This is a genomic window from Actinacidiphila yeochonensis CN732 (genome assembly GCF_000745345.1).
Lineage (GTDB): Bacteria > Actinomycetota > Actinomycetes > Streptomycetales > Streptomycetaceae > Actinacidiphila > Actinacidiphila yeochonensis.
Genome location: NZ_JQNR01000005.1, coordinates 544,861 through 567,848 on the forward strand (window position 1 = coordinate 544,861; position 22,988 = coordinate 567,848).

The 22,988-nt window shown below is 73.8% G+C and carries 18 protein-coding genes; 6 read left to right on the forward strand and 12 right to left on the reverse strand.

From position 1 onward, the window contains the following. Positions 1–275: 275 nt before the first annotated feature. On the forward strand, positions 276–977 hold the full coding sequence (locus tag BS72_RS14275; protein WP_051951103.1) for a LuxR C-terminal-related transcriptional regulator: 702 nt from the start codon (positions 276–278) through the stop codon (positions 975–977). 50 nt (positions 978–1,027) lie between these two features. On the opposite strand, the gene BS72_RS34095 is transcribed toward BS72_RS14275, so the two are convergent. The 3 genes from BS72_RS34095 to BS72_RS14285 all read right to left on the reverse strand — a co-directional run bounded on the left by BS72_RS34095 (position 1,028) and on the right by BS72_RS14285 (position 3,863). Further along, complete coding sequence (locus BS72_RS34095; protein WP_456049139.1) at positions 1,028–1,837, reverse strand: hypothetical protein; 810 nt, start codon at positions 1,835–1,837, stop codon at positions 1,028–1,030. Then, positions 1,720–2,427, reverse strand: a complete 708-nt coding sequence (locus BS72_RS37235; protein WP_051951105.1) for an EsaB/YukD family protein — start codon at positions 2,425–2,427, stop codon at positions 1,720–1,722. Before BS72_RS37235 ends, BS72_RS34095 begins: the two co-directional genes overlap by 118 nt. 137 nt (positions 2,428–2,564) lie before the next feature. Further along, positions 2,565–3,863: a LamG domain-containing protein gene (locus BS72_RS14285; RefSeq protein WP_157856228.1), complete on the reverse strand. Its 1,299-nt coding sequence runs from the start codon at positions 3,861–3,863 to the stop codon at positions 2,565–2,567. Positions 3,864–4,427: 564 nt separating this feature from the next. Between BS72_RS14285 and BS72_RS14290 the strand changes: the two genes are divergently transcribed. The 3 genes from BS72_RS14290 to BS72_RS14300 all read left to right on the forward strand — a co-directional run bounded on the left by BS72_RS14290 (position 4,428) and on the right by BS72_RS14300 (position 5,695). After that, positions 4,428–4,919: a WXG100 family type VII secretion target gene (locus BS72_RS14290; RefSeq protein ID WP_078901362.1), complete on the forward strand. Its 492-nt coding sequence runs from the start codon at positions 4,428–4,430 to the stop codon at positions 4,917–4,919. A 207-nt stretch (positions 4,920–5,126) separates the two neighbouring features. Then, positions 5,127–5,366: a hypothetical protein gene (locus BS72_RS14295; RefSeq protein ID WP_232792405.1), complete on the forward strand. Its 240-nt coding sequence runs from the start codon at positions 5,127–5,129 to the stop codon at positions 5,364–5,366. Positions 5,367–5,377: 11 nt separating this feature from the next. Then, positions 5,378–5,695: a WXG100 family type VII secretion target gene (locus BS72_RS14300; protein WP_037910860.1), complete on the forward strand. Its 318-nt coding sequence runs from the start codon at positions 5,378–5,380 to the stop codon at positions 5,693–5,695. A 425-nt stretch (positions 5,696–6,120) separates the two neighbouring features. On the opposite strand, the gene BS72_RS36495 is transcribed toward BS72_RS14300, so the two are convergent. Beyond that, a complete protein-coding gene (locus BS72_RS36495) occupies positions 6,121–6,510 on the reverse strand; it encodes a hypothetical protein (RefSeq protein ID WP_157856229.1) in 390 nt (129 codons plus the stop codon). Positions 6,511–6,596: 86 nt separating this feature from the next. Between BS72_RS36495 and BS72_RS36500 the strand changes: the two genes are divergently transcribed. After that, positions 6,597–12,380, forward strand: a complete 5,784-nt coding sequence (locus BS72_RS36500; protein WP_157856230.1) for a hypothetical protein — start codon at positions 6,597–6,599, stop codon at positions 12,378–12,380. 256 nt (positions 12,381–12,636) lie between these two features. Continuing rightward, a complete protein-coding gene (locus BS72_RS14315) occupies positions 12,637–12,984 on the forward strand; it encodes a MazG-like family protein (protein WP_322942247.1) in 348 nt (115 codons plus the stop codon). Positions 12,985–13,100: 116 nt separating this feature from the next. On the opposite strand, the gene BS72_RS14320 is transcribed toward BS72_RS14315, so the two are convergent. The 8 genes from BS72_RS14320 to BS72_RS32330 form a co-directional block, all read right to left on the reverse strand. After that, positions 13,101–14,654 carry an NADase-type glycan-binding domain-containing protein gene (locus BS72_RS14320; RefSeq protein ID WP_037910867.1) on the reverse strand — a complete coding sequence of 518 codons (1,554 nt, stop codon included), beginning with the start codon at positions 14,652–14,654 and terminating at the stop codon, positions 13,101–13,103. Beyond that, the gene (locus tag BS72_RS14325; protein ID WP_037910870.1) at positions 14,651–15,214 is read right to left on the reverse strand and encodes a phage tail protein; all 564 of its coding nucleotides are present in this window, start codon (positions 15,212–15,214) and stop codon (positions 14,651–14,653) included. The genes BS72_RS14320 and BS72_RS14325 overlap by 4 nt, the downstream gene beginning before the upstream one ends. Then, positions 15,211–17,208 (reverse strand): putative baseplate assembly protein, encoded by a 1,998-nt coding sequence (locus tag BS72_RS14330; RefSeq protein WP_051951107.1) that lies wholly within the window; start codon positions 17,206–17,208, stop codon positions 15,211–15,213. The genes BS72_RS14325 and BS72_RS14330 overlap by 4 nt, the downstream gene beginning before the upstream one ends. Continuing rightward, positions 17,208–17,651 carry a GPW/gp25 family protein gene (locus BS72_RS14335; RefSeq protein ID WP_037910872.1) on the reverse strand — a complete coding sequence of 148 codons (444 nt, stop codon included), beginning with the start codon at positions 17,649–17,651 and terminating at the stop codon, positions 17,208–17,210. The genes BS72_RS14330 and BS72_RS14335 overlap by 1 nt, the downstream gene beginning before the upstream one ends. Positions 17,652–17,685: 34 nt before the next feature. Continuing rightward, positions 17,686–19,584, reverse strand: a complete 1,899-nt coding sequence (locus tag BS72_RS14340) for a VgrG-related protein (RefSeq protein WP_037910874.1) — start codon at positions 19,582–19,584, stop codon at positions 17,686–17,688. Further along, entirely contained in the window at positions 19,584–20,306 is a 723-nt protein-coding gene (locus BS72_RS14345; RefSeq protein WP_037910876.1) for a CIS tube protein, read from the reverse strand. Before BS72_RS14345 ends, BS72_RS14340 begins: the two co-directional genes overlap by 1 nt. A 111-nt stretch (positions 20,307–20,417) precedes the next feature. Next, positions 20,418–20,840, reverse strand: a complete 423-nt coding sequence (locus tag BS72_RS14350; protein WP_037910879.1) for a phage tail protein — start codon at positions 20,838–20,840, stop codon at positions 20,418–20,420. 80 nt (positions 20,841–20,920) lie between these two features. Then, entirely contained in the window at positions 20,921–21,655 is a 735-nt protein-coding gene (locus tag BS72_RS32330; protein WP_232792406.1) for a hypothetical protein, read from the reverse strand. Between the last annotated feature and the right edge of the window lie 1,333 nt (positions 21,656–22,988).

Sequence of the window (22,988 nt, forward strand, 5' to 3'; positions counted from 1 at the left end):
CCGCCAACCAAAGGTCGCCGAACACCTCTTCCACACAACACCGTTGATATGGCGGTCTGCTGTGATATATACCGGTTCAGGGCCGTGCGACGTTCTCGCCCGGGAACCGTAAATCGCCTCGCGAGCGTCACCCCGAGGTGAGAGCACCCGCGTTCACCTGCGGATAGTCCCGAGTTGTCGGTCTGGAAACCACAGGCGGGTATCATCGGCCAATCCCACGGGGGCTTTGTCAACGAACCGTTAAGTCTGCGCAAGAAACCGGGAGTCGCGGCCGGATGCCCCATATATCGCGCGTTGCCGTCGTCGAATACAACAGCTTGGTCCGGCGCGGCCTGGAGAGCCTGTTGTCCGGGTTCCCCGGGGCGCTGCTGGTCTCGGTGGTGGCCGAACCCCACGAGCTGGCCGCCGGACTGGCGGGCCGGTTGGGCCCGGACGTCATCGTTCTGGGTCCCCCACCGGATCCGGGACTGGACCTGGACCGGGTGATCGGCTCCCTCTCCGAGCTGGGCCGGGTGCTCGTGGTGGGCGACTTCCTCGGCGGCAGGCAGGTCTCCGAGGCGCTGCGGGCCGGTGCCTACGGCTGCGTGAGCCGGCAGACCGACGACGAGGAGCTGCTCGGGGCCATCGGCACCGTGGCGCAGGGCGGGATGCACATCAGTCCGGTGCTCGCCGCCCGGCTCCGCGCCGAGCTGCGCCGGCCGCCCGCGGCCTCGCCGCCCACCCTGGCCCGGCGTGAGATCGAGACGCTGCGCTGGCTGGCCGCCGGGCTCACCCACCGCCAGATCGCCCGCCGGATGGCGCTGACCGAGACCACCGTCAGCACCTACGTGAAGCGGATCAGGAACAAGCTGGGCGTGGGGAACAAGGCCGACCTGACCCGGAAGGCCCTCGAACTCGGGCTGCTGTCCGGCTCCGAGGCGCGCCCCTCGGTGACCGACGGCCCCTGGGACGAGCGGGCGCGCCCTCCGGCGGCCTGACGCGGGCGGCCGGCCGACGAGGCTCGGGCGCCGGTCCCCGGACGGGCCGCTCACAGGCCCCGGCCGAAGTGGACGAACCATCCGTACGCGCCGAACGTGGCCAGGGCCAGGGCGAATCCGCCCCCGCCCAGGACCGACCCCGCGGTGGTCATCCACCCGGGGTGGCTCCGGAACAGCGTGTCGGGGTTGCGGACGAGGTTGCGGAAGCCGTAGACCAGCAGCCCGACGGCGACCAGGCACGCGGCACCCGGCGCGGTCCAACCCGACCAGCCCAGCCGGTCCGCCCCCAGGACCAGCGCCATGCACAGTCCGGCGGCGCCCGCGGCGCCGACCGGCACCACCTCGGCGACCAGCCGCGCGCTTCCGGCGCGCATCAGCAGCGCGCCGCCCATGCAGACCGCCAGCCACACGCCGTACCGGGACCGGTCGGCGGCCAGCACCACCAGCGCGGCGGCCAGCACCGCGGCCAGGAAGCAGGTCCAGGCCACCAGCAGCGTCTTCGCGGCGGCCACCGCCGCGGCGACCGGATCCCCGGCGTCGTCCGCCGCGGTCTCCTGGCGCATGCTGTTGCGGCGCGCGACGTAGCCGACCAGGCCGCTGGCGGTCGGCACGGTGAAGGTCAGCAGCACGAAGGACACCACCGCCGCCACCGCGGCCGTCTGGGTCAGGTCGGCGCCCACCATGGCCAGCACGGTGCCCACCGCCGCCACGCAGACCGCCGCGGTCAGCACCGCGCCGGTGGTCACGCCGAACGCGCCCAGGTACGCGAGGATGGCACCGACCAGGGCGCCCACCGCGAGCGCGGCCAGGAGGAAGCCGCCGCGGGTGAGGTGGGCGGGGCCGGCCGCGCCGGGGCCCAGTCGGCCGCCGCCACCGCGCGGGCGCCGAGCGCCAGCAGCGGGACCGCGGCCAGGGCGAGCGCCTCACGCGCCCGTCGGGGCACCGGCCACCGTCGTTCGCCGGCGGCCCAGGCCAGTGCGGGCAGCAGCAGCCCGGCCGTCACCGACAGGTCGGAGAGCACGGAGTCGGCCAGCCGGCCGGCCGCCTGTGCGCCCATCATCGTCGCCAGCAGCCAGGCCAGGCCGACCGCCAGCACCGTGACCACCCTGGCGCGGACGTCCCAGCGGCGCTCCAGCGCTCCCTCGGCGAGTTCGGCGACGCGCTCACTCACGTCGTACAGCACCGGCTCGGCGAACTCGTGGGCCGCCACGTCGCACAGGTAGAGCACCTGGCCGTCGACGACGCCCGCCTGGGCCAGCGACTGCTCGGGGGCGAACGGCGAGTTGACCGCTCCGGCCAGCGTCCACGCCGCGGGCATCAGGTCGTTCCCCTGCTGCCCGCACATCCGGGCCAGGGAGTCGACATAGGTGATGATCGGCGCGCCGGCGGGCACCGCGAGGTCGACCTGGCGCCGCTCGCCGACGACGGTGATCCGGCAGTGTTCATCCACGAAAGAGGTGTCCCTAGAAGTCCGCGGTCCGGCAGGGTCATTGTTCCCGGCGGGGAAGGCGCTCTCCAGATCCCCGTTCTGGTGTCACCGGCGCCCTCGTCACGGGCGCGTCCGGTGTCCCGGGGGCCGCCCGCCGGTCACGCCAGCCCCTGGACCTCCGAGGCGCTGAGCGCCCGGCTGAACACGGTGACGTCGTTGATCTCCCCGGAGAACCAGTCGAGCTGCTTGCTGTTCGCCTTGCCGCGGCCGATGGCGAGGCCGCCGTTGGAGGCGAAGGCGCTGGTGTACGCGGCGGAGCTCTGCGCGACCGAGTTGACGTACAGGGTCATCCGCCCGGCGGAGCCGTCGTACACGCCGACGAGGTGGGTCCAGGTGCTCAGGGCCGGCGCGGCCTTCGACAGGGCGCGGACCGTGGTGGCGTTGGAGGGGACCGCGGTGTCGTTCAGCACCCGGGAGAAGGCCCAGCGGTTGTCGGTCTTGGAGTACTGGAGGTAGAAGCCGCTGTTCACCTGGCCGTCCTGGCTGAGCACGGTGGCGATGTGCGCGTCGCTGGTCAGGTATGCCCAGGCCGAGACGGTGAAGCTCCGGCCGGCGCCGGTGGACAGCACCGCCGAGGAGGTGGTCAGCTGGCTGCTGGTGCCGTTGAAGACGCCGCAACCGCCGTGTCCGCCGGCGGTGGTGACGTTGGCGGCGCCGGCGGTGTGGGCGCCGGTGTCGTCCGCGCCCAGGGCGCCGGGCCTGATCTCCCAGGAGCCGACCGGGGTCGGCCCCGAGGACTTCGTCGACGTGCCCGCCCCGGACTTGTCGGACGTCGTCTTGGGCGGTGCCGCGGTCGACGCCGCGGTCGGCGCCCCCGCGGTGGGCTTCGTGGTCGTACCGGCCGTCGCGGTCTTCCCCGCCGTCGGCTTCGTGCTGGGCTTGCCGCTGGTCGGGGCCCCGCCCGCGGAGGGCAGCGAACCGTCCACCTCCTGCTGCGCGTCGACCGAGCTGCCCGAGGCGGCCGCGTTCTCCGCCTTGGCACCGGAGTGGCCGCTGCCGTGGCCGTGCATCTCCACGCCCACCGCCGTGCCCACGCCGACCACCAGCACCGCCACCGCGACCGCGATGGCGACTCCCGGTATGGGCCTGCGCGCCACCCCGCCGTCTTCGACCTCGTCCCCGAGCTCCTCCCCGGGTCCGTCTCCGGGGCCGGGTCCGTCTCCGGGGCCGCCGCCCGGACCATCCCCGACCCGCGCCGCGTTCCGCGCGGCCTCCGCGTTCCGGGCGCGGGTGACGGCGCCGAGCGCCCGGGTACGCGCGTCGGGTTCGGCGCCGCTGCCGGTGCCGGCGCCGCTGCCGCCGTCCTCGCCGGCCGGCCGGTCGGGCTGCTGCGGCGTGGACCACTGGCCGCGCCGCAGCGAACCGCGCGCCAGACCGCCGCCGGCGGCCCGGAGCACGTCCTCGGACCGGGTCCGCCCCGACACCGGCGGCGCCCCCCCAGAACCGGGCGAGGCGTTCCCCCCGGGCACCCTCGGATCCTGTAGTACTGGATCAGCCGATATGCCTTCGGTGGGCCTTTCCGGCTTTGCCGCTGCCATGATGTACGTCTCCTCGCCCCATGCTTACCAGGTGTTTTCCCCGTGGCCATCCGCCGTTTCCGGAGAGGTCGGCGGCGCCGTACGCAAGCACACAGCGCAGCCGAATTACCGGACGGGCCGGGCCAAAGGTACCGGCGGACCCCGCCGAGCGGCCCGCTCGCCCTCGCCGGACCACGACGGAACGACTGCCACCGTCCACCCTTCGCGGAGCCTTGACGCTAATTCCGTCCCAAATCGGCATTTCCTTCACGAAGATCCGGGCCCCCTTCCCGGGACGGGCCCTCGTCGGCAGACTGTAGGACCGTACGTGGCATCACCGTCGGCACCCTGCGGACCCACCGGGCGGCCGGCGAGCCACTCCCCCGGGACACCGGACGCGGCGAAGGTGTCCGACACGCCGTCAAGAGAACGTGGTGGTGGACAATGACAGCCTCCGACCAGAGCGGACAATCCGACGCATTCGTGCCTCAAACCGTACCGCTCTACGCGGCAGACCCCAACCAAGTAGGCCCCGACCATCCCCAGCTCCGACAACTGCTCGAAATCGTGCCCGATGGGCACGGCGGTGCCATCGGCAACGGGATCGACTACAACGTCACCTACGAGTACCTGAGCCAGGCGTGCCAAGTGACCTACAAGGTCGCGGAGAACGTCCAGACGCAGTTGGCCAACCTCAAGAAGTACGTCCAGAAGATAGAAGCCGTATACGGGGGCGTCGCCGCCGACGCCTTCCAGATACTCATGGCGGAATACGACAACTACGCCTCGATGATGCACAACGCACTGGTCGACATAGGCGACGGCCTCGGCAAAACATTCGACAACTACTACAACACCGAAGCCCAGAACATCAACAACATCCGGGAATTGGGCGGGAACATCCCCACCCCGCCCACCGGCACCAACTTCAACTGACGGAGCAGACCGACCAGAGCAACGGTTCCTCTCCCGAGGCCACCCGGTGTTTCCCCAGCGGCCACCCTCCATTTCCGGAAAGGTCGGCGGCATCGTAGCAGTGCCCCACGTGTTGGCGGCCTCCCCGACTCACAGACCGACATCGCGCCCGACGGGCACGGCGGTGCCATCGGCAACGGGATCGACTACAACGTCACCTACGAGTACGTGAGCCAAGCGCGCCAAGTGACGTACAAGGTCGCGGAGAACGTCCAGACGCAGTCGGCCAACCAGATACTCATGGCGGAATACGACAACTACGCCTCGATGATGCACAACGCACCGGTCGACACAGGCGACGGCCTCGGCGAAACATTCGACAACTACTACGACACCGAAGCCCGGAACATCATCCGGGATTTGGGCGTGAGCATCCCCACCCCACCCACCGGCACCAACTTCAACTGAAGGAGCAGCAGATGTCACGGAGTATCGAGAACTCCACGCTGAAGGTCGACGAATCCCTCGCCACCGCCGGCCAGGACATCAACTACATGGCCACGGTCATCGCCGAGGAGCTGGACTACCTCAAGAAGCAGCTCATGCCGCTCAAAGAGACCTGGCTGCACAGCGATGCCTCCCTCTACTTCCAGGACATGATGAACGAGTGGGACCTCGCCGCCAACGGCCTGCTCGGTCCCGACGGCATACTCGGGCAGATCGCCCACACCTGGCACGTCAACTGGGGCAACTACACCGAGGCCGAGTGGTCCAACGTCGCCACGTGGAAGTTCTGACAGCTCCACCACACTCGACGGCCTTGCTCTCCGGCGACCCCGTCGGCGGTGCGGGGCCGTCGACATGCGCGGGGCCGTCGACATGCGCGGGGCCGTCGAGGTGTGTGCGGCCCGCCCCGCACCCGGCGCGTCAGGGCGCCGTCAGCAGCCCGTCAGGGCGCCGTCAGCGGCCCGTTAGGGCTCCGTCAGCGGCCCGTCAGAGAGCCGTAGGTATCCGGCTCCGGCTCCCGGCGTCCCCCCACGATGAGACGTGTGAAGGGGACAGAGCCGAAACAGCCGGGGTATGACGCCTCCTCCGTACCGGAGCCGCGCCTCCCGAACCCGTACCGGCCAAGGGGCCGTTCGAAGCGCCTCCGTACGCGGTCCCCGCAGCGGCCGCGATGACCCGCCCCGCCGGAGACCCGGGCGGCGACGCCGGTCTGAACCTAGGGCCGGCCCCGGTCGGCCGCCGGCACCCCGACGAGGACCGACGGCCGGCCCTGCCGCCGCCGGTGCTGCTCAGCGAGGTCCGGGTCCACAGTCTGGAGCACGCCCGGCCGGTCGCGGAAGCGGAGGCGCGGACCCGGGTGGACGCGGCGCTGCCGGAGGTGGACGCGGACTCCCGGCGGGTGATCGCGGAGCGGATCGCGCATGTGCTCGGCGCGACCGCGTGGCAGGAGCACAGCCGCGGACACGGGCACGGCGGTGGCGGGCACGGGCACGGCGACGCGCACGGCGGTGGCGGGCGCGGGCACGGCGACGCGCACGGTGGTGGCGGCCACGGCAACGCGCACGGCGGTGGTGAGCACGGGCACGGCGGTCACGGCGACGGGCACGGGCACGGGGGCACGACCCGAAGGCGCAGCGCGAGGAGTGGGCGGAGGCGCTGCTGCTCGGTGAGCGGATCGGTGTGCACGACGGCGTGGCGCACGTCACGTTCACCCCGGCGACGGCGCCCGCGGCGGACGGGCTGACCGCGCTGCCGACCGACCCGGCGGCGGTCGACGGTACGTCGAAGTACGTCGAGGTGAGCAACGCGGAGGAGCGGTCGTCGCTGATCAACATCGGCGCCGGCGTGGTCCTGGAGAGCTTCCTCTACGAGTCGACGAAGCACCTGGGCGTCGGGATCGACGTGCACTTCATCCCGCGCAAGCAGCTGGAGACGACCCACGCGCGGGAGGTCGCCTACCTCGACGGCAGCCGTCTGATGGACGGTCCGCGCGGCACCTACCGGACCGGCACCCAGATCCGCGTCGTACTCCAGCGGGCGGACGGCCGGGAGATCACCGGGGTGGTGGAGGTCCCCGAGCACGCGGTCGAGTACAGCGTCATGTCGGCGCTGACCACACCGCCGCCGCCGAACGCGCCCAGCCTCCAGGTCCGCTCCGCCGAACGGCTGCTGGAGCACCCCTTCGGACTGCCCAAGATCGACCCCGCGCCGGTGCTGCGGGCGATCAGCGGCGCGCTGCTGGAGGCCGGGTACACCGGGCACGACGCGGCCCACGTCGTCCACGAGGTCGCCGAGGAGGTCTTCAACAGCGAACAGGCCGAGCTGGTCAGCCACTCCCTGTTCGACTCCACCTACCGTTCCAACCTGATCGAGGGCCACCACTTCCTGGGCAACGTCCGCATCGCGCTGGAGCTGACGTCCGTGACGCGGGCGCCGGACATCACCGGCCCCGAGGCGTCCGCGCTGCGCATGGACATGGGCTACTCGGTGGAGACCACCCACGAACGGGCGCACGGGTACGACGTCCCCGGTGAGGTGGCGGTGGTCTTCCGGCTGCCGGGAGCGGCCGCGCGGGTCGTCGGGGTCGGCGTCGGCGCGGAGCTGACCGACACCTCCACCAGCAGCGTGACGGAGTCGCACGGCAGCAAGTCCGTCGCCCGCTACGGCGGCGGGCAGGCCCGCTACGAGGCGGCGATCCGCGCCGTGATCACCATCGACAGCCGGCGCGCCAAGTGGACGATGGACCCGCGCAGACCGCTCTACCGGCGCGGTCGTGTGGAAGGCCCGATCACGGTGGAGGGCGTCAGGGGCGAGGTCGTCGTCCCCCTGGCGCGCGCCGCCGACTTCGAGCGGGGCATCACCGGCACGCCCGGCAAGGCCGAACGGTTCGCCGACCACCTGGAGGCCGTCTACGCCGGCGGCCCCTCCCTCGGCGGCTCCCGAAACGCCGGCACCAGCACCCGCGCCAGCACCGGCACTGGCGCCCGCACCGGCGACGACCGCGGCGACGACGGCACGGCCATGCGCACGAGCGGCCAGCCGCTCCAGCGGGTCCGCCCGGACACGGTCCAGGCCGTGCTGGGCGGCGCCGCCCCGCAGGGGCGCCCGCGCGGTGTGCTGGCCACCGGGATGCGCCCGGTCCGCAGCCAGGTGGACTTCGTCGACGCCATCCCCGACCTGCTGCGGCTGGCCCACGCGCCCGGGGCCGACGGGCGGCCCGGCGGCCTCCAGCTGATCGTCGAGGAGCCGGAGCTGGCCGGGTTCCTGCGGGAGCGGGTGGCCGCGGTCTGGGACGACCAGCGGGCCGGGCGCGAGGCCGTCCGGGACGCGCTCGCGGCGGCCCGCGCGGTCGACGGCGACGCGAGCCGGCTCGCGTCGCGGCACCTGCTCACCCTGCTCGCCACCCACCCCCTGCTCGCCGTCGCCGGCGCCGACCGGGTCCTGATCAGCCGGCACCCCGTGGGGGACCGCAAAGCCCGGGAGTACGTCCTGGACCAGGACGGGCGGGTGTGGCGCGGTGCGCGCGCCGGTCTCGACCCTGCCGTCTACGCCGACGACGTCCGGACGCTGGTGCCCACCCTGGACCCGGGCGGTGCCACGTGGCAGCTGGCCGCCCGCAGCGGCCTGGGCCCGGCGGTCGTCACCTCGTCCCCGGGGATCGGGAAGGTCCTGCGGGCGGTCGAGAACGCGCTGCTGGTCCTGATGGACTCGCGCACCGCCGTGGACGACCGGCTCTTCGAGGCCCGACGCGACATCCCCGACCACCGGCAGGGCACCCGGGTCCGCACCGAGATCATGCGCAAGGTCGGCACCGAGCTCAGCTCGGCGAAGATGCGCGCCCAGTACGACCGCCTGGTGCGCTCGAACATCCGGGTCACCGTGGCCGTCAAGGGGCGGCGGTTCTGGAACCGCGCGCGGCTCTTCGTGGTCGAGGTCAACGGGAACCTGCTGGGGCGCGCCGACGGCAACGTCGCCGCCACCGACAGCGACGTCTCCGTCGACCTCCAGGTCGAGGGAAGCCTGGGGGCGGCCACCGAGTGGGCGCAGGAGACCGTCGCCTTCACCAGCTTCGACGCCGGGCTCAAGGTCGAGGTGGTGCCCCTGGTCAAGTTCAGCCTCACCGACTCCTACACCGAGTTGGAGGGCGGCCGCGAGAAGTCCCGCGAACTGTCCACCGAGGAGACCGAGTTCCGCCGTACCACCACCGCCGCCGACGCGGCCGCGCTGCCCCGGTACGACGCCGTGTACGGCATCTCGATCACCGAGCTCGACACGAACGGCAAGCAGCTCAGGCGGCTGGTCCACCAGGTGGACGACGAGGTCGCACCCGTCGTGCCCAAGGCGTTCACCGCCCCGGACCAGGGGCTGGACGGCTACCTCGACGGGCTCGACGAGTTCGGCCGGATCGACGCCGGCACCGCCGAACGGCTCCGGGACCACCGCGTCCGGTTCGACCTCACCGGCACCTCCGGGGTGTCCCTGCACCAGGCCAACCTCGAACGCCTCGTCGCGCCGGTGCTGGCCGTGGTCCGCGAGCACGACGCGAAGCACGGCATCCACCGCGAGTTCACCGAGTACATGGCGATCGAGACCCATGTCCGCGACGCCATGGACAACGCCTACTTCGGCTCGCACCTGGACCGGCTCACCGGCAGCTCCGGCATGCCGATGCACCTGCCGCACCTGCGCCACGTGCTCCCCCGCCCCCGCAACTGGCACCGCGGCAGGGTCCCCAACGTCAAGTCCGCCCTGGACTTCTCCGTCTTCTTCGTCCCCACCACGGTCCCCACCCAGCGGCAGCCGGCCGCCGCGGACCCGGCCACGCGGGAGGCGAAGGCGCGGGCCGGCGGCCTGGGCCGGCGGCTGCACGAGGGGGCGACGGAGCAACGGCACGGGGAGTACGGGCAGTTCTTCTCCAGCATGAAGCTCGGCCCGGAACTGGACATCGCCGGGAACAGCGCCGGCGTCCCCGGCCCGCAGGGGCGGTTCGCGGTGGTCGCCTCCCAGGAGGCGTACACCGAGCACAGCGCCGAGAGCTTCACCATGGAGGAGGTGCTCAAAGGCGGCATCGACACCACCCACATGTCCGCGGTGGTCAAGGTCACCTACAGCACCCGCTTCAGCCACCGGGAACCGGTCTCCTCCTCCGGGCACTGGTTCATGGGCGGCGGCGTCAGCCAGTTCGAGCTGCCCGCCGCCCTGCGCGAGCACCTCACCGCGGCCGACCCGCTGGCGGCGTGGACCCCGGCCGTCGAACGGCCCGACACCACCGACGCCGACCGCGCCGCCCTGCGCCGGCCGCTCTCCCCCTCCCTGGCCTACGACACCGGGCACGTCCGCGTCGTCGTCCCGCCGGAGGCGATCGCGACGACGGGCGGCGTCGCCGGCTGGGTGGCCAGGACGCTGGTGGAACGCGGCCTGATCGACGCCCGGTTCATGACGGCCGGCACCGACCCGGTCCGCCAGAAGATCACCGCCGCCTACGACGAGACCGCGCTGGCCGGACAGGTCGCCGAGCTGATGAGCACCGGCATCCCGGTCCACCTCGACCGGCCCCTGCTCGGCGACCGGCGGCTGACCGTCCTGCTGAAGGGCACCAGCCTCACCCGCGGCCCCCAGTACGTCCGCTCCTCCGACACCGGCCGGACCACCTTCGGCGGCAGCGCCGTGATCTCGAAGGGCCAGGTCAACGAGAAGATCACCACGTACGGCATGGGCCTGGTCGCCACCGGCGAGGGGGTGGTCGGCGAGGAACCGGAGGCCGCGCTCGCCCCCCAGGGCGCGCTGCGCTACGACCGGGGCCAGGACGTCGGCAAGGAACAGGTCGGCGAGACCGAGGACCTGCGCCGCCTCACCGGCGCCCACCCCGACGAGGCGAAGGCGCCCACCACCGACACGTACGCCGACCGCGTCGCCCTGCACCTCCAGATCAGCGTCGACCACGTCCCCGCCCAGCCCCTGCGGACCATCACCAGCACCTCCAAGCGGTCCCACGCCGCCCTCTCCCACGCGCTGGCCGCCAAGCCCGACCGGACCCGGCTCGACGTCGAACGAGGCACCCGCACCCTCGACAACGCCGACGGCACCCGCGACTTCATCCTCGAAGAGCTGATGCCCGGCTCCGCCCTCGTCCCCATGGAGGTCGACCGGTCGCTGACCGTCCCGGCGTCGGCCCCACGGCTCCCCGCTCCGCCGGCACCCGCGTTCGGCTACACGCTCACGGCCGGCACACCGAAAGCCGACGACCTCAACAAGGCCCTCGCGGAACTGGTCCACCCGGTCAGCATCGAGACCGCCAACGCCGCCTTCCACGCCCGCTACGCCGGAACCGACTCCAACACCCCCGCCGCCCTGCGCCGCAAGCCCGTCCAACCCCGGCGGTACACCGAGCGCCACCCCAGCAAGGAAGCCTCCTACTCGCTGACCGGCAACAAGGGCCGCGCCGTCGCGCAGTCCCTGGCCCGGCGCACCGCCCGCGACAAGCTCCCGCTGATCCTGGACCACGCCTACGACATCCTCACCGAACCCAGCACCCGCGTCACCTACGGCGCCGACGTCCTCACCGCACGCCCCCTCCCCGTCGAGTCCTTCACCCGCATGACCGGGCTGACCGTCGACGCCTTCAACGCCGAGACGATCACCGCCACCGGCAACGTGCGGGCGACGCAGGCGTCGATGGACCCCTACGCCGCCGCGGGCGAGAACGAGGGCGAGATCGCGGTACCGCACTTCTCGACCTACACCACCGTCACCCCGTCGTCCCTCACCTCCAAGCACACCGAGGACAACCGGCGCGTCCAGGCGAACTTCGTCCCCTACGTCCTCGAACTGCGCGACGTCCTCCACTCCCGCGGCCTCACCTACGAACTCACCACACCGGGCCGCGCCGTAGCGTTCCTGGAGTACCGCCACGCCGTCGACCTCGCCACCCGGTTCCCCGAGCGGTTCACCCACCCGGACAAGGCGACCGCGACCCCCGCAGCCGCCCAGGAGGACACGGCGCCGCCGACCGGGCCGGAGGCGGCAGCGGCAGCTCCGGCGGTGTCGGAGCCGGAGCCGGTGGCGGAGCCGGAGCCGGTGGCGGTGGCGGAGCCGGTGGCCGCCGAGGGGGTGCGGAGCCCGCGCCCGGAGGACGGTCCGGACCTGTTCAGGTACCCCCTCGACGGCGGGGACGGCGGGGACGGCGGCCTGCTGGAGGCCGAACTGGTCGAGCTGGAGGCCGGGTTCGCCCGCCGGAGCCCGGCTGCCGTGGCCGCCGCCGAGGAGCTGGCCGACCGCCTCGGCCGCCGGGTGGCCGCGGCGGTCAGGGAACGCTGGGAGGCCGAGGCCCTGCCCCCGGCCCGGCTGGAGCTGCGCATGGCCGACACCACCCGGTTCACGGCGGCGATGGCGCTCTCCCGCGCGGTGGTCCACGCCCTGCACCACCGGGCGTCCGTCGTCGTCGGCCCGATGAGCCCGATCGAACTCTGCCCGTAGCGGCGGGGTCCGGGTCCGCCTCCGGGCCCGGGTCCGCCTCCGGGCCCGAGGCTGTCCGGCACCGTTCGGCCGTAACGGCCCCGTGGGCGGGGAGAAGGAAGCAGACTGCGGGTGAGCGCCCGCCCGGTCCGTGGCCGGGCCCGGACGAAGGCGCGCCTCCGGCAGGAGACCGCCGAGCGGATCGCGACGCGTCGGACCGACGGGGTCCGACCACCGCGCCGTGGTCGACGGCACCGACGCAAGGAGCAGCACCCCCGTGACCGAAGAGACCATGACCGAAGAGACCATGACCGAAGAGACGTGGACCACGATCAGCCGTCTCGTGCGGTGGCTGGACGAGAAGGACAACGCCGCGACTACGGAACAGGTCCGGCTGCTGCGGCTGTTCAAGCTCCAGGAGGAGGTCGGCGAGGTCGCCCAGGCCACCATGGGCGCGGTCGCCGCGAACCCGCGCAAGGGCGCCTCGCACACCTGGGAGGACGTCCAGCACGAGCTGTGCGACGTCATCCTCACCGGCATGGTGGCCCTGCGGACCCTGACCCCGGACGCGGGAAAGGTCTTCCAGGAGCGGCTGGGCGTCGTGGCCGAGCGCTCCCTCTCCTGATCGCACGGGTCGGCCGACACCGTTCGCCTGCCCGGAGCAGGCGAACGGCCCGCCTCCCCCCACCGTGTCCAGGGGAAGCGGGCCGTTCACGTGACGGCGGCGGCGTTCCTGCCGGGTCAGCTGCCGCCGGATTGGGACGGGCCGAAGAACTCGATCTCCGCGATGGCGACCTGCTTCTCCTTGGAGGGCTGGTAGGCGGTCTCCAGGGTGAAGCGGACCTTGATGACGTCGTCGTAGCGGAAGCCGCGGGGCTGGCCGCCCGCGCCCTCGTCGAGGACGATCTCGCTGGTCGTGGTCTTGCCGTTGGCCTCGGTGACGGTGGCCTCGACGCGGTGCGGGAGGGCCTCCTGGGTGTTCTGGTCGGCTCGGTTGGAGACGCCCGGCGTGATGATCAGGTCCAGCAGCCGGGTCGGTTCGTCGAACGACGCCTCGATCCACTGGCCCTGGCCCGACTCGGACACCCCCGGGCCCCACCAGGTGTTGTTGAACTCGTCGAACGCCAGCCCGGGCTTGTGGCCGGCGAAGAAGCGGGACGCCGTGACCTGGTCCGGGGCGACGGGGGCGCGCTTGGCGAAGTGGTCGCGGGTGGCCTGGACGCCCTTGGGGATGTTGACGGCCAGCACGATCACCAGGGTCAGGACGATCGCCGCCCCCAGCCAGCCCAGTACCCGGTCGAAGGTGTGGCGCAGCCGGGGGCGCTCGCCGGCCCACGGGGTCTCCCTGTTGCGGAAGTCCAGCAGCCGCCGCCACCACGGCAGCCGTCCCGGGGCCTGCTGCTCCCCGGCCATGGACATCGCGCACCGGGCGCAGAAGTGCCGGTCGGGCCGGTTCCGGGTGCCGCACCAGGGGCAGGGCACGCCGCCGTCCACGCCCAGTTCCTCGCCCGGGGCCTGGACGGTCTGCGGGCGCTGGGGGGCCGGAAGGCCGGGCAGGACCGGGGCCACGGAGGGCGTCGCGACGGGCTCGGGGTCGGCGACCGGGACGAGCAGGCGGCGGGCGCGGTCGGACATGCCCTCGGCGTCCGACAGCCGCAGGTTCTCCAGGGTGTCGTTCTCGGACGCGGCGGCCCCGTCAGCGCCGTGTCCGGCGGGCGAGCCGGGCGCGGGCGGGCCGAACGCCGGCGGCCCGAACGCGGGCGGACCGAACGCGGGCGGGTTGGCGGTGGGCACGCCGTACTGGGCGGCCTGGGCCGGGACGCCCGCGTCCCCGCCGGACCCGGCGGCGTACGCGGACCCCCAGGTACCCGCCGGCTGCGCCGCGGGCATCGGGTACTCGGGGCCGGGCGAGCCCCCCGGGGTGCCGGGCAGGCCCGTACCGCCGCCGGGCGCGGGGTAGGCGTCCTGGGCGGGGTAGGCGGTCGCCGGGGCGGCCGGCGGCACCAGCCGGGGCGGCACGAACGACGACGCCCCTCCCTGCCCGGGCACCGCCGCCCCGCCGGGGTCCCCGCCGTACGTGCGCGGGTCGCCGGCCCGTCCGGCGGTGTCCGCCCCGGCGCGCGGCGCGGCCTCCGGCTCGGTACGCGGCGCGGGCTCGGTACGCGGCGCGGGCTCGGCGCGCGGCGCGGCGGCCGCCCGTTCCGACCAGCTCAGTACGGCCCCGCACGCGTCGCAGAACGACACGCCCGGTTCCGCGCGGGTGCCGCATTCTGCGCAGTTCTGCGTGGTGGTCATCTCTCCGGGGTCCTTTCGGCGGCGCCGGCGGTCACCTCGACCGTGTACGGCATGTGGGCGGGCCGGGCGGCGGCGACGAGGTGGTCCAGGCGGTAGTGGTCGGCCGGGGTCGGGTCCGGCAGCCTCAGGTGGACGTGCAGGCGCGGGCGGGACTCGCCGGGGATCGGGCCCAGCGGACGGGCGCTCCAGCCGGCGCCGCCGCTCTCGGTGATCTCCGGTTCGACGCCGAAGGCGAGCCGGACCGCTTCGGCCAGGCCGCGCCGGGTGCCGCGGATACGGTGCAGCCGCGCGGCGGTCGCCACGGCGGCGCGGAGCAGCGGTTCGGGTTCGGTGCCGTCGGTCTCCGCGCCGACCCAGCCCGCCAGCCAGCGGGCGAAGTCCACGGGGGTCAGGTCCGGCCGGAAGTAGGTGTCGAGGCAGTCGAGCACGCTGTGGATGGGTGCGACCACCTCGTCGAGCCCGGCGACGAAGCGCTGCGCGAGGTCGTCGTCGGCGAAGACGGCGGGCAGCATCGTACCGATCGGCGCCGACGACTCAAGGCCGTCGATGGACCCTCTCATCCGCGGCTCAGGCCCTTCCGCTCGGTGGGCACCAGGGAGCTGTCCCCGATCACCCGGACGCGGTGGTCGAAGGAGAACACCAGGGACGGCGCCGAGAGGTCGATGCGGTCCGTGGCCTCGCCGCGCTTGCCGGTCAGCGGGTCGGCGGGGTGCAGGACGACCTCGTCGACCAGCTCGACGCCGGGGACCCGCTGGAGCACCGCGAACGCCTCGCCGGCCTGCACCGGCCGGCCGAACGGCCACCCCTTGCCGTCCGCGCCGCCGGTCAGCGGGTCGAGGTGCCGGTAGAGGGCGTCGTGCACCCGGCGGCGCACGAGGTCGGTGTCGACGCCGCGGAAGGCGTGCACGGTGGCCACCACGGTGACGCCCTGGTAGTACGGCGGGCCGACCGCCAACCGGGTGCCGATCAGGCGGCGTTCGTCGAGGTGGCGGGTGATGCGCTCCAGCAGGGAGTCGCCGGGGACGAGTTGCTCGAAGCGCAGCCGGCCACCCGGGTCCGGCACCGCCTGCGGTACCACCAACACCCTTACAGCGTAAGCGCCGTGCTCGCTCTCCTCGCCCTCCAGACAGGTGATGCGCGCGGTCTCGGGGGCGGCGCGGCGGGCCAGCTCCTCGTAGTCGCGCAGGGTCACCGCCCGCTCCTGGGCGCGCAGCGTGATCGGGGCCCGGGCCTTCGCCTCCTCGACCGTCTCCCCGTCCACACCCCCGCGCGCCGCCTCGCGGTTGACGACCTCCGAGACGTAGGGGATGGAGGTGCGCAGTATCTGGACGGCGCCGCGCGCCACGTTGCCCGCGCGGCCGCCGCCGGTGCGGTAGCGGCGGGCGCGGATGGGCGAGCCCTTGGGGGCGACCATCCCGTACTGGCGGAGCGAGCCGTCGGGTTCGCGCACCGCCGGCCCGAAGGCGATCTCGCCGGTGGTGGCGTCCACGGTGATGTGGCGGTCGGCCGGGCCCGAGGCGGCGAAGTTCTGGACGACCTGCCAGTCCTGCCAGCCCTCGTGCTCGGCGGTCTGCAGCAGCACCGGCGGGGTGTCGCCGACCACGGGCGCGTGCGCGAGCCGCAGCCGCTGGCCGGGCAGCCCGGTGGACTCGCCGAGCGCCTCGTCGTACACCGTCTCGGCGTGGACGGCGGGGGTGGTGCCGCCGATCGTGCAGGCGTCGGCGGCCCGGACGGTGGGGGAGGTGGTGTAGAAGGGCTGGCCGTGGAGGGGTTCGGTGACCCGGCAGCGGAGCCAGCCGCCCTCCTTGCCGGCGTTGCGGGACAGCACGTGCCCGCCGGGGATGTGCAGGATGACCTCGCCGGGCCGGTTGAGGCCGCCGGTGCCGTCCCGGTCGACCACGCAGGGCTGCCAGCCGTCCTCGGTCCACGCCTCCCAGACCAGGGGCGGCTGCCGCGGGTCCACGCCGACGCCGTCGACCCGGCTGTCGAGGTTCAGGGCGACGGCGCAGTGCGGCACGGCGCTGGTCAGGCCCAGCAGCATGCAGTCGCCGGGGGCGGGCGCCTCGGCGAAGCACAGCACGTCCTTGTCCTCGTCGGCGAGGTCGTGCGTGCGGTCCACCGACGGCTCGCCCCGGCGCTGCACCAGCAGGTGGCGCAACTCGCAGTTCCAGACGACCAGTTCGCGCTCGGTGGCGAAGACGACCGCCTCCTCGTCCGCGGTGCGGGTGGTGGCCGCCTCGGTGCCGACCGGCATCGTCACCGGTTCCTCCTGCGGCGCCGAGAGCCAGAAGGTCACCTCGGTGCGGGCCGCGGAGGGCGGGAACAGGGTGATGCCGACCAGGTCCAGGAAGGCCAGGTGGTTCTTCTCCGGCACCCGGTTGAGCCGGTAGACGATCTGGTCGGCCATGTGGGCGACCGTCTCGACGAGCGTGATGCCCGGGTCGGAGACGTTGTGGTCGGTCCACTCCGGGGCGCGCTGCTGGATGTAGCGCTTGGCGTCGTCGACGAACTGCTGGAAGCGGCGGTCGTCGAGGTTCGGGGAGGGAAGGGCCATCAGCGGTCGCTTTCGGAAGGGCCGCCCGGGCCGGGGCCGGCGTCGGGCTCGTCGTGGGACGGAATGACGTAGAACGGGAAGACGAGGCTGCGCGGGTTGTTGGTGCCGCGGATCGAGTAGCGGACGTCGATGTAGAGGACGCTCTGGTCGGTGCCGGCGGAGACCTCGACGTCCTCGACCCTGATCCGCGGCTCCCAGCGGTCCAGGCTGACGTGGACCTCGTGCTGGATACGGCCCGCGGTCTGCTCGTTGACCGGCGCGAACACGAGGTCGTGGATGGCGCAGCCGAAGTCCGGCCGCATCGGCCGTTCCCCGGGCGCTGTCGACAGGACCAGCCTGATCGCCTCCTCGATCTCCCGTTCCCCGCTGACCAGGGCGATCCCGCCGGTGGGTCCGATCCGCAGAGGGAACGACCAACCGGAACCGACGAACTGCTCGGCCATCAGTTCTGCACCCGCCTTCCAGGGGGGTTCACGCTCATATCGGCAGCGGAATGTTGTTGACCAGCACCGCGGGGGACTCGATCAGGGTCGAGGCCGCCTTGATCGTCGTGTTGAGGATCGAGCTGATCTGCACGGTTCCCTCGCCGGTGAGCATCGCGGCGCCCACGGCGTTCATGTTCAGCAGGCCCATCGCGTTCAGTGACATCTCGCCCATGGCCCTGATGCTGACCACGCCGTCGCCGCTGATGCTGAGGGGGCCGCCGCTCTTGATCGTCATGGCGCCCCGGGAGCTGAGCGAGAGGTCCGCACCCGCCTCCACCGACACCGACCGGCTGCCCTTGATCGTCACCTCGCCCTTGCTGTCGATGACGATCTCGGTGTTCGTCCGGTCCAGGTGGACGCGCAGCTGCCCGTCCCCGGACACCAGCCGGACGCCCTGCTTGCGGCCGCCGGTCTTCTGGCTGAGCAGGTCCAGCCGGTTGCCGTCCCGGTCGGAGACGGTGTGCCGGCTCGCCTTCTTGCGCGCGGTGTCGTGCAGCGGGACGTCGCCGACGGTGGTCGGCTTGTCCTTGCCGTTGTAGAGCCCGCCGATCACGAACGGGTGGTCGAGGGCCCCCCGGTCGAACGCGACGAGCACCTCGTCGTTGACGTCCATCGGGAAGACCCCGCCGCCGCCGAGGCCGCCCATCTGCACCGTCCGCGTCCAGTCGCTGACGTAGCTGTCGTCCAGCCACGGGAACCGCAGCCGGACGCGCCCCTGCTTGAGCGGGTCGTTCACGTCGGTGACCAGGGCGTTGGCCACGCTGGGCAGCCGGGGGGCGGTCTCCGCGCCGCCGGAGGTGAGCCCGTACAGCGAGCGCCACTGGCGGCCGCTGACCGTCACCCACGTCTCGTAGTGGCTGCCGTCGCCGAAGACGTGCCGCACCGAGGTGGCCGTGTACTTGCCCTCGAAGGGTTCGCCCACCTCGGACAGCGCCACCGGGACGCCCGGCCGCAGCTTGGGGTTGCCGCGGGCGACGACCTCCACCTCGGCGAACGCGGAGGTGACGTCGTCGGCGAGCGCGTCGGCGGCGAACTTCACCTCGTTCTGCTTGTCGTACGGGGTGCCCGTGTCGACCAGCTTCGCCGTGCCGAACTTCGCGGCGACCGCGCCCGGCGTCGTGCCGATCCCGATGGCGGGGTTGGAGGTGGCGGGCGAGACCGCGCTGAGCTTCGTCTTCGTCGTGACGTCCCAGCCGCGCGACTCGACCTTGCCGACCTGGTCGGCGGCGGTGACGGCGGCCCGCAGCCGCAGGATGTCGTGGCCGGCCTGGAGCACGAACGGGCTCTTGTCGCCGTCGGTACTCGGGGAGGGGGCACCGGAGGACGGCTTGGGCCGCACGAACTGGAACCTGCCGTCCGCGTCGACGGACATCACCATCTCGTTCTCGTCGGCGAGCCGCGCGAGGAAGTCCCAGTCGGTGACGTTGGACTGGCTGATGAACTCGTACACCGTCCTCGTCGACTCGATCCGCCCGATCGGCACGCCGTCCTGGGCGGCCAGTTTCCGGGCGATGTCGGACGCGCTCTGGTTGCGGAAGGCGGCCACCCGGCGCTGGCGCAGCAGGCGGTGCCCGAGGTCGTAGCCGCGGATGACGGCGAAGGTGCCGGTGCCGTCGTAGTCGACCTCCAGGCCGGTGACCTCGCCGGTCAGCAGCCGGTCGGCGGCGCCCTTGCCGTCGGCCACCGGGGCGAGGGTCACCGGGGTGCCGAAGGTGACCCCGAGCTTGCCGAGGATCTTCCGGTACGGGTCCCGGAAGCTGAGCCGGAACGCGGCCGGGACGCCGACGCCCTGGTCCACGTAGGCGTCGACCAGCGCGCTGGTGTACTGCGACGGCACCTTGGCGCCGCCGATCCTGACGTCGATGACACTGGAGAACGCGGGGCGCACCATCAGCCGCGCACCTCCTCGGCGGCGGGCAGCACCAGCTCGACGCCGGTCGGCAACTGCCCCGGGTTGTCGATGCCGTTGGCCTCGGCGATCGCCCGCCAGGCGCCGGCGTTGCCGTACTCCCGCCACGCCAGCGACTGCAGCGAGTCGCCCGCCACGACGCGGTGCACGCGCTGCGCGGTCAGCGCGCCGGACGTCGGGTTCTGGTTCGGCGTCTTGCCGGGGATCTCGTGCAGTTGCAGCCGGCAGGTGGCGCGGATGGGGACGCCGGTGGTGCCGAAGACCGTGTACGAGGCCTCGACGGCGCTGACGTACCCGATGAACCGGGCCGTCGAGAACGACCCCCACTGGAAGAGCACCCACGGCGGCGAGGGCTGCTTCGCGGCGACGCTGCTCGCGGTCACCTCGCAGCACTCCAGCAGCGACTCGACCTTCTTCAGCACGGCGTTGCCGGTCGGGTCGCCGGAGGAGTCGAGGAAGATCTCCACGCTCATCTCCATCGCCTCCACCCCCATGAACTCCGGCAGCGAGCCGTCCCGTTCGATCTGCGCCGGGGTCGACACCCAGTTCGCCCGGCGGCTCAGCGAGAGCTGCGACGGGTTGAAGTCGAAGGCGAACGTCCTGATGATCCCGCCGGGCATGGTGCTGTCGCCCACCGGGGGTTCGTGAATCGCCAGGCTGGCACGGACCAGGCTCTTGCCCGCGCCCTTGGAGCCCACGGCCATGGTGCGCCCTCCCTCAGTCCTCGGTTCTCAGTCCTCGGTTCTCGGTTCTCGGTCCCCGGCGCTCAGCCCCCGGTGCCATGTCCCCGGTGCCCGGCCTCCGGTCCCCGGTGCTCAGTCCGTGAACCCGTGGTGGGCGATCTCCAGGACCTCCGTGGCCACCGCCGGGTTGGCGGGGTCCAGGGTGGGCCCGGTCCACCGCACCGGCAGCACCTCGATCAGCCCCCAGCTCGCGACCTGCGAGCCGTCCGCGCGCAGCGCCGCGATCTGCGCCGTGGGCCGCTTGATCCCGGTCTGCACGGACGAGATCCACTTGGCGACCTTCGTCGTGTCCGGGGTGAGCGGACGGGTCAGCCGGATCGTGGAGAACGTGACCCGGGTGGGCAGCGCCCAGACGAAGCCGTTGTTGCCGCCCTCCTGGCGGTGCTCGACCTCCACCTCCGACGCCAGGCCCTCGCACCCGTTGAAGTAGCCGAGGCTCTCACCGTCGATGCTGAGGGAGAACCAGATGGTCGAGCCCGGGTCCTGGCTGGGCATCTGCGGCGGGCCTTTCTGTCGTGCGGGGCGTCGTTACGGGGAGCTGGGCGGTTCGGGCCGTCCGGCGGTCGGCGGCGGGGTCAGCGGCGGGGGTCGCGGAGCTTGCCGATCCGCTCGCGGTCCAGCCGGAGTTCGGTGCGGATCAGCCGCGTGATGCGGCCGATGAGCTGGTGCGCCAGCTCGTCGAGCTGGTACTCGGTGAGCTGCTTCGGGTCGAAGGCGCCGTCGGGCACCGCCGTGTACTCCGGCGGCGGTGGCGAGGAGTAGGGGGGCGGCGGGTCGTACGGGGGCGGCGCCGACGACTCCGCCGACGAGCCGGGGGTGTACGGCGGTGGTGGATCGGCGGGGCGGTGCGTCCGGCCGGACACACCGCTGAAGGTGCCGGCGACCGTGGCCGCCGCGGCGGCCGCGAGGGCGCCGACGGTGGACCTGGCCGACCGGTGCGGGGCCGGGCCGCCGGCCGGACTTCCGGCCGTCCTGCCGGACTTCCGCCCGAAGCGCTGGACGACCGGCATCGCGGTGTCGGGAGCCGAGTGCGCCGAGGGCGCCGAGAGGGAGGCCACCGGGAGCGGGGAGCTGCCCGAGGCCCCGGCCGGCGCTGCCGGGCGGCGCAGTGGAACGACCTTCGCGGGAGCCGCCTTGGCGCTGCGCTGCACCGTGCCCGGCAGAGCGGGAGTCGAGGCCGTGGGCAGCGCCACCGGGCCGGGCACGCCGGACGGCGGAGACATCGGCGGCTGCGGCTGCGGCACGGCTGCGGGGGGCGGGGCCGACGGCAGGGCGGACGGCTCCGGACGGTGCGCGGTGCCGGCGGGCACGGCGCGCACCGGGGCGCCGAGGGGCGAGCGCCGCGGGGCCGGGGCCTGTGCCGGTGCCGGGTTCGCGGCCGGGCCCGGGGCGGCTGCGGCCCGCTGGACGCTGGGGGCGGCAGCGGGGGCTCCCGCCGCCGGTCGGACGGCCGGCGCGAACGGCCCTGCCGGTGCCGGAGGTATCGGCGGCGCCGAGGCCACGGCGGGCGCGGCACCGGTCGGGCCCGGCGAGGCCGGGCGGGCCGGGGGCCGGGAGGCGAGCGGGGCTCCCAGACCCAGGCGCGACACCGGACGGGCGGCGCCCCGCTCGACGGCACTCCGCTGGACGGGGCTGCTCGGCTGGACGGGGCTCGGCTGGACGGCACTTCGCTGGGTGCTGCCCTGCTTGGTGGTGCTCCGCTGGACGGGGCTCGGCTGGACGGGGCTCGGCTGGACGGCGGGACCCGCGCCGGGCGCGACGTCGGACGGCCCGGAGCCGGCCGGCTGCCGGGGGGAGCCGTCCGCCCCGCCCGGAGCGCCGGAGGGGTTCGCGTCCGCGGTCGGCCGGGGCCCCGGCGGCGGGGCGGCCACGCCACCGGAGGCGGTCACCGCGCGCTGTACGGGGGTACCGGCGACGGGAGCGGCGAGCGGTCCCGTGGCGGCGGCCTCCCCCGTCGGCGCGGGCCCGGCCGCCGGGATGCTGCTGGGAGGGACGGCCGCCCGTTGTACGGGGGTCCCCGGCGCCGGAGCCGCGGGTGCCCCGGCGGCAGACGTGGCGCGCGGGCCGCGCGAGGCGACCGGTGCGGAGACGGGCGCCCCGAGGCCGGGGCGAGGCGCTGCCGCCCGGCCGCCGACGGGCGCTGCGGGCAGCGCGGGTCGCGCGGGCGGCGTGGGGCTGCCGCTTGACGCCGACCGCCGTTGGACGACGGGGGCCGGCCCTGAGGCGGTCGCGCCGGCCGGGCTCCCGTTGGCCGGACTTGCGTTGGCCGGGCTCCCGTTGGCGGCCGGGGAGGCCGTCGGGCCTGCCGAAGCCGCCGCGCCCGCCGGGGCTCCGCCGGTGCCGGAAGCAGTGCCGGATGCGGTGCCGGAAGCAGTGCCGGATGCGGTGCCGCGTGGCCGAGGGGACGGCTTGCCCTGCCCGGCCTGCTCGCCCGCGCCTCGCACGGACGGCATGGCGCCGCCGCCTCCGGCGGGGGCACGGCGGCGGGGCACGGCGGAGGGGCACGGCGGAGGGGGCACGACGGAGGGGGCACGACGGCGGCGCGCTGCACCGGGACGTCACCGCCCGCCGCATCCGCGCCGCCGCTCGCGGCAGGGCGGCGGGGCGCGGCCGGAGGGGTGGAGCCCCCCGAGGCACCGGGGT

What these genes read in the sequence shown, in the direction of transcription:
- BS72_RS14275 (WP_051951103.1), top strand. Translation starts at nt 276, where the DNA reads ATGCCCCATATATCGCGCGTTGCCGTCGTCGAATACAACAGCTTGGTC.
- BS72_RS14290 (WP_078901362.1), top strand. Translation starts at nt 4,428, where the DNA reads ATGACAGCCTCCGACCAGAGCGGACAATCCGACGCATTCGTGCCTCAA.
- BS72_RS14300 (WP_037910860.1), top strand. Translation starts at nt 5,378, where the DNA reads ATGTCACGGAGTATCGAGAACTCCACGCTGAAGGTCGACGAATCCCTC.
- BS72_RS14320 (WP_037910867.1), bottom strand. Translation starts at nt 14,654, where the DNA reads ATGACCACCACGCAGAACTGCGCAGAATGCGGCACCCGCGCGGAACCG.
- BS72_RS14325 (WP_037910870.1), bottom strand. Translation starts at nt 15,214, where the DNA reads ATGAGAGGGTCCATCGACGGCCTTGAGTCGTCGGCGCCGATCGGTACG.
- BS72_RS14330 (WP_051951107.1), bottom strand. Translation starts at nt 17,208, where the DNA reads ATGGCCCTTCCCTCCCCGAACCTCGACGACCGCCGCTTCCAGCAGTTC.
- BS72_RS14335 (WP_037910872.1), bottom strand. Translation starts at nt 17,651, where the DNA reads ATGGCCGAGCAGTTCGTCGGTTCCGGTTGGTCGTTCCCTCTGCGGATC.
- BS72_RS14340 (WP_037910874.1), bottom strand. Translation starts at nt 19,584, where the DNA reads ATGGTGCGCCCCGCGTTCTCCAGTGTCATCGACGTCAGGATCGGCGGC.
- BS72_RS14345 (WP_037910876.1), bottom strand. Translation starts at nt 20,306, where the DNA reads ATGGCCGTGGGCTCCAAGGGCGCGGGCAAGAGCCTGGTCCGTGCCAGC.
- BS72_RS14350 (WP_037910879.1), bottom strand. Translation starts at nt 20,840, where the DNA reads ATGCCCAGCCAGGACCCGGGCTCGACCATCTGGTTCTCCCTCAGCATC.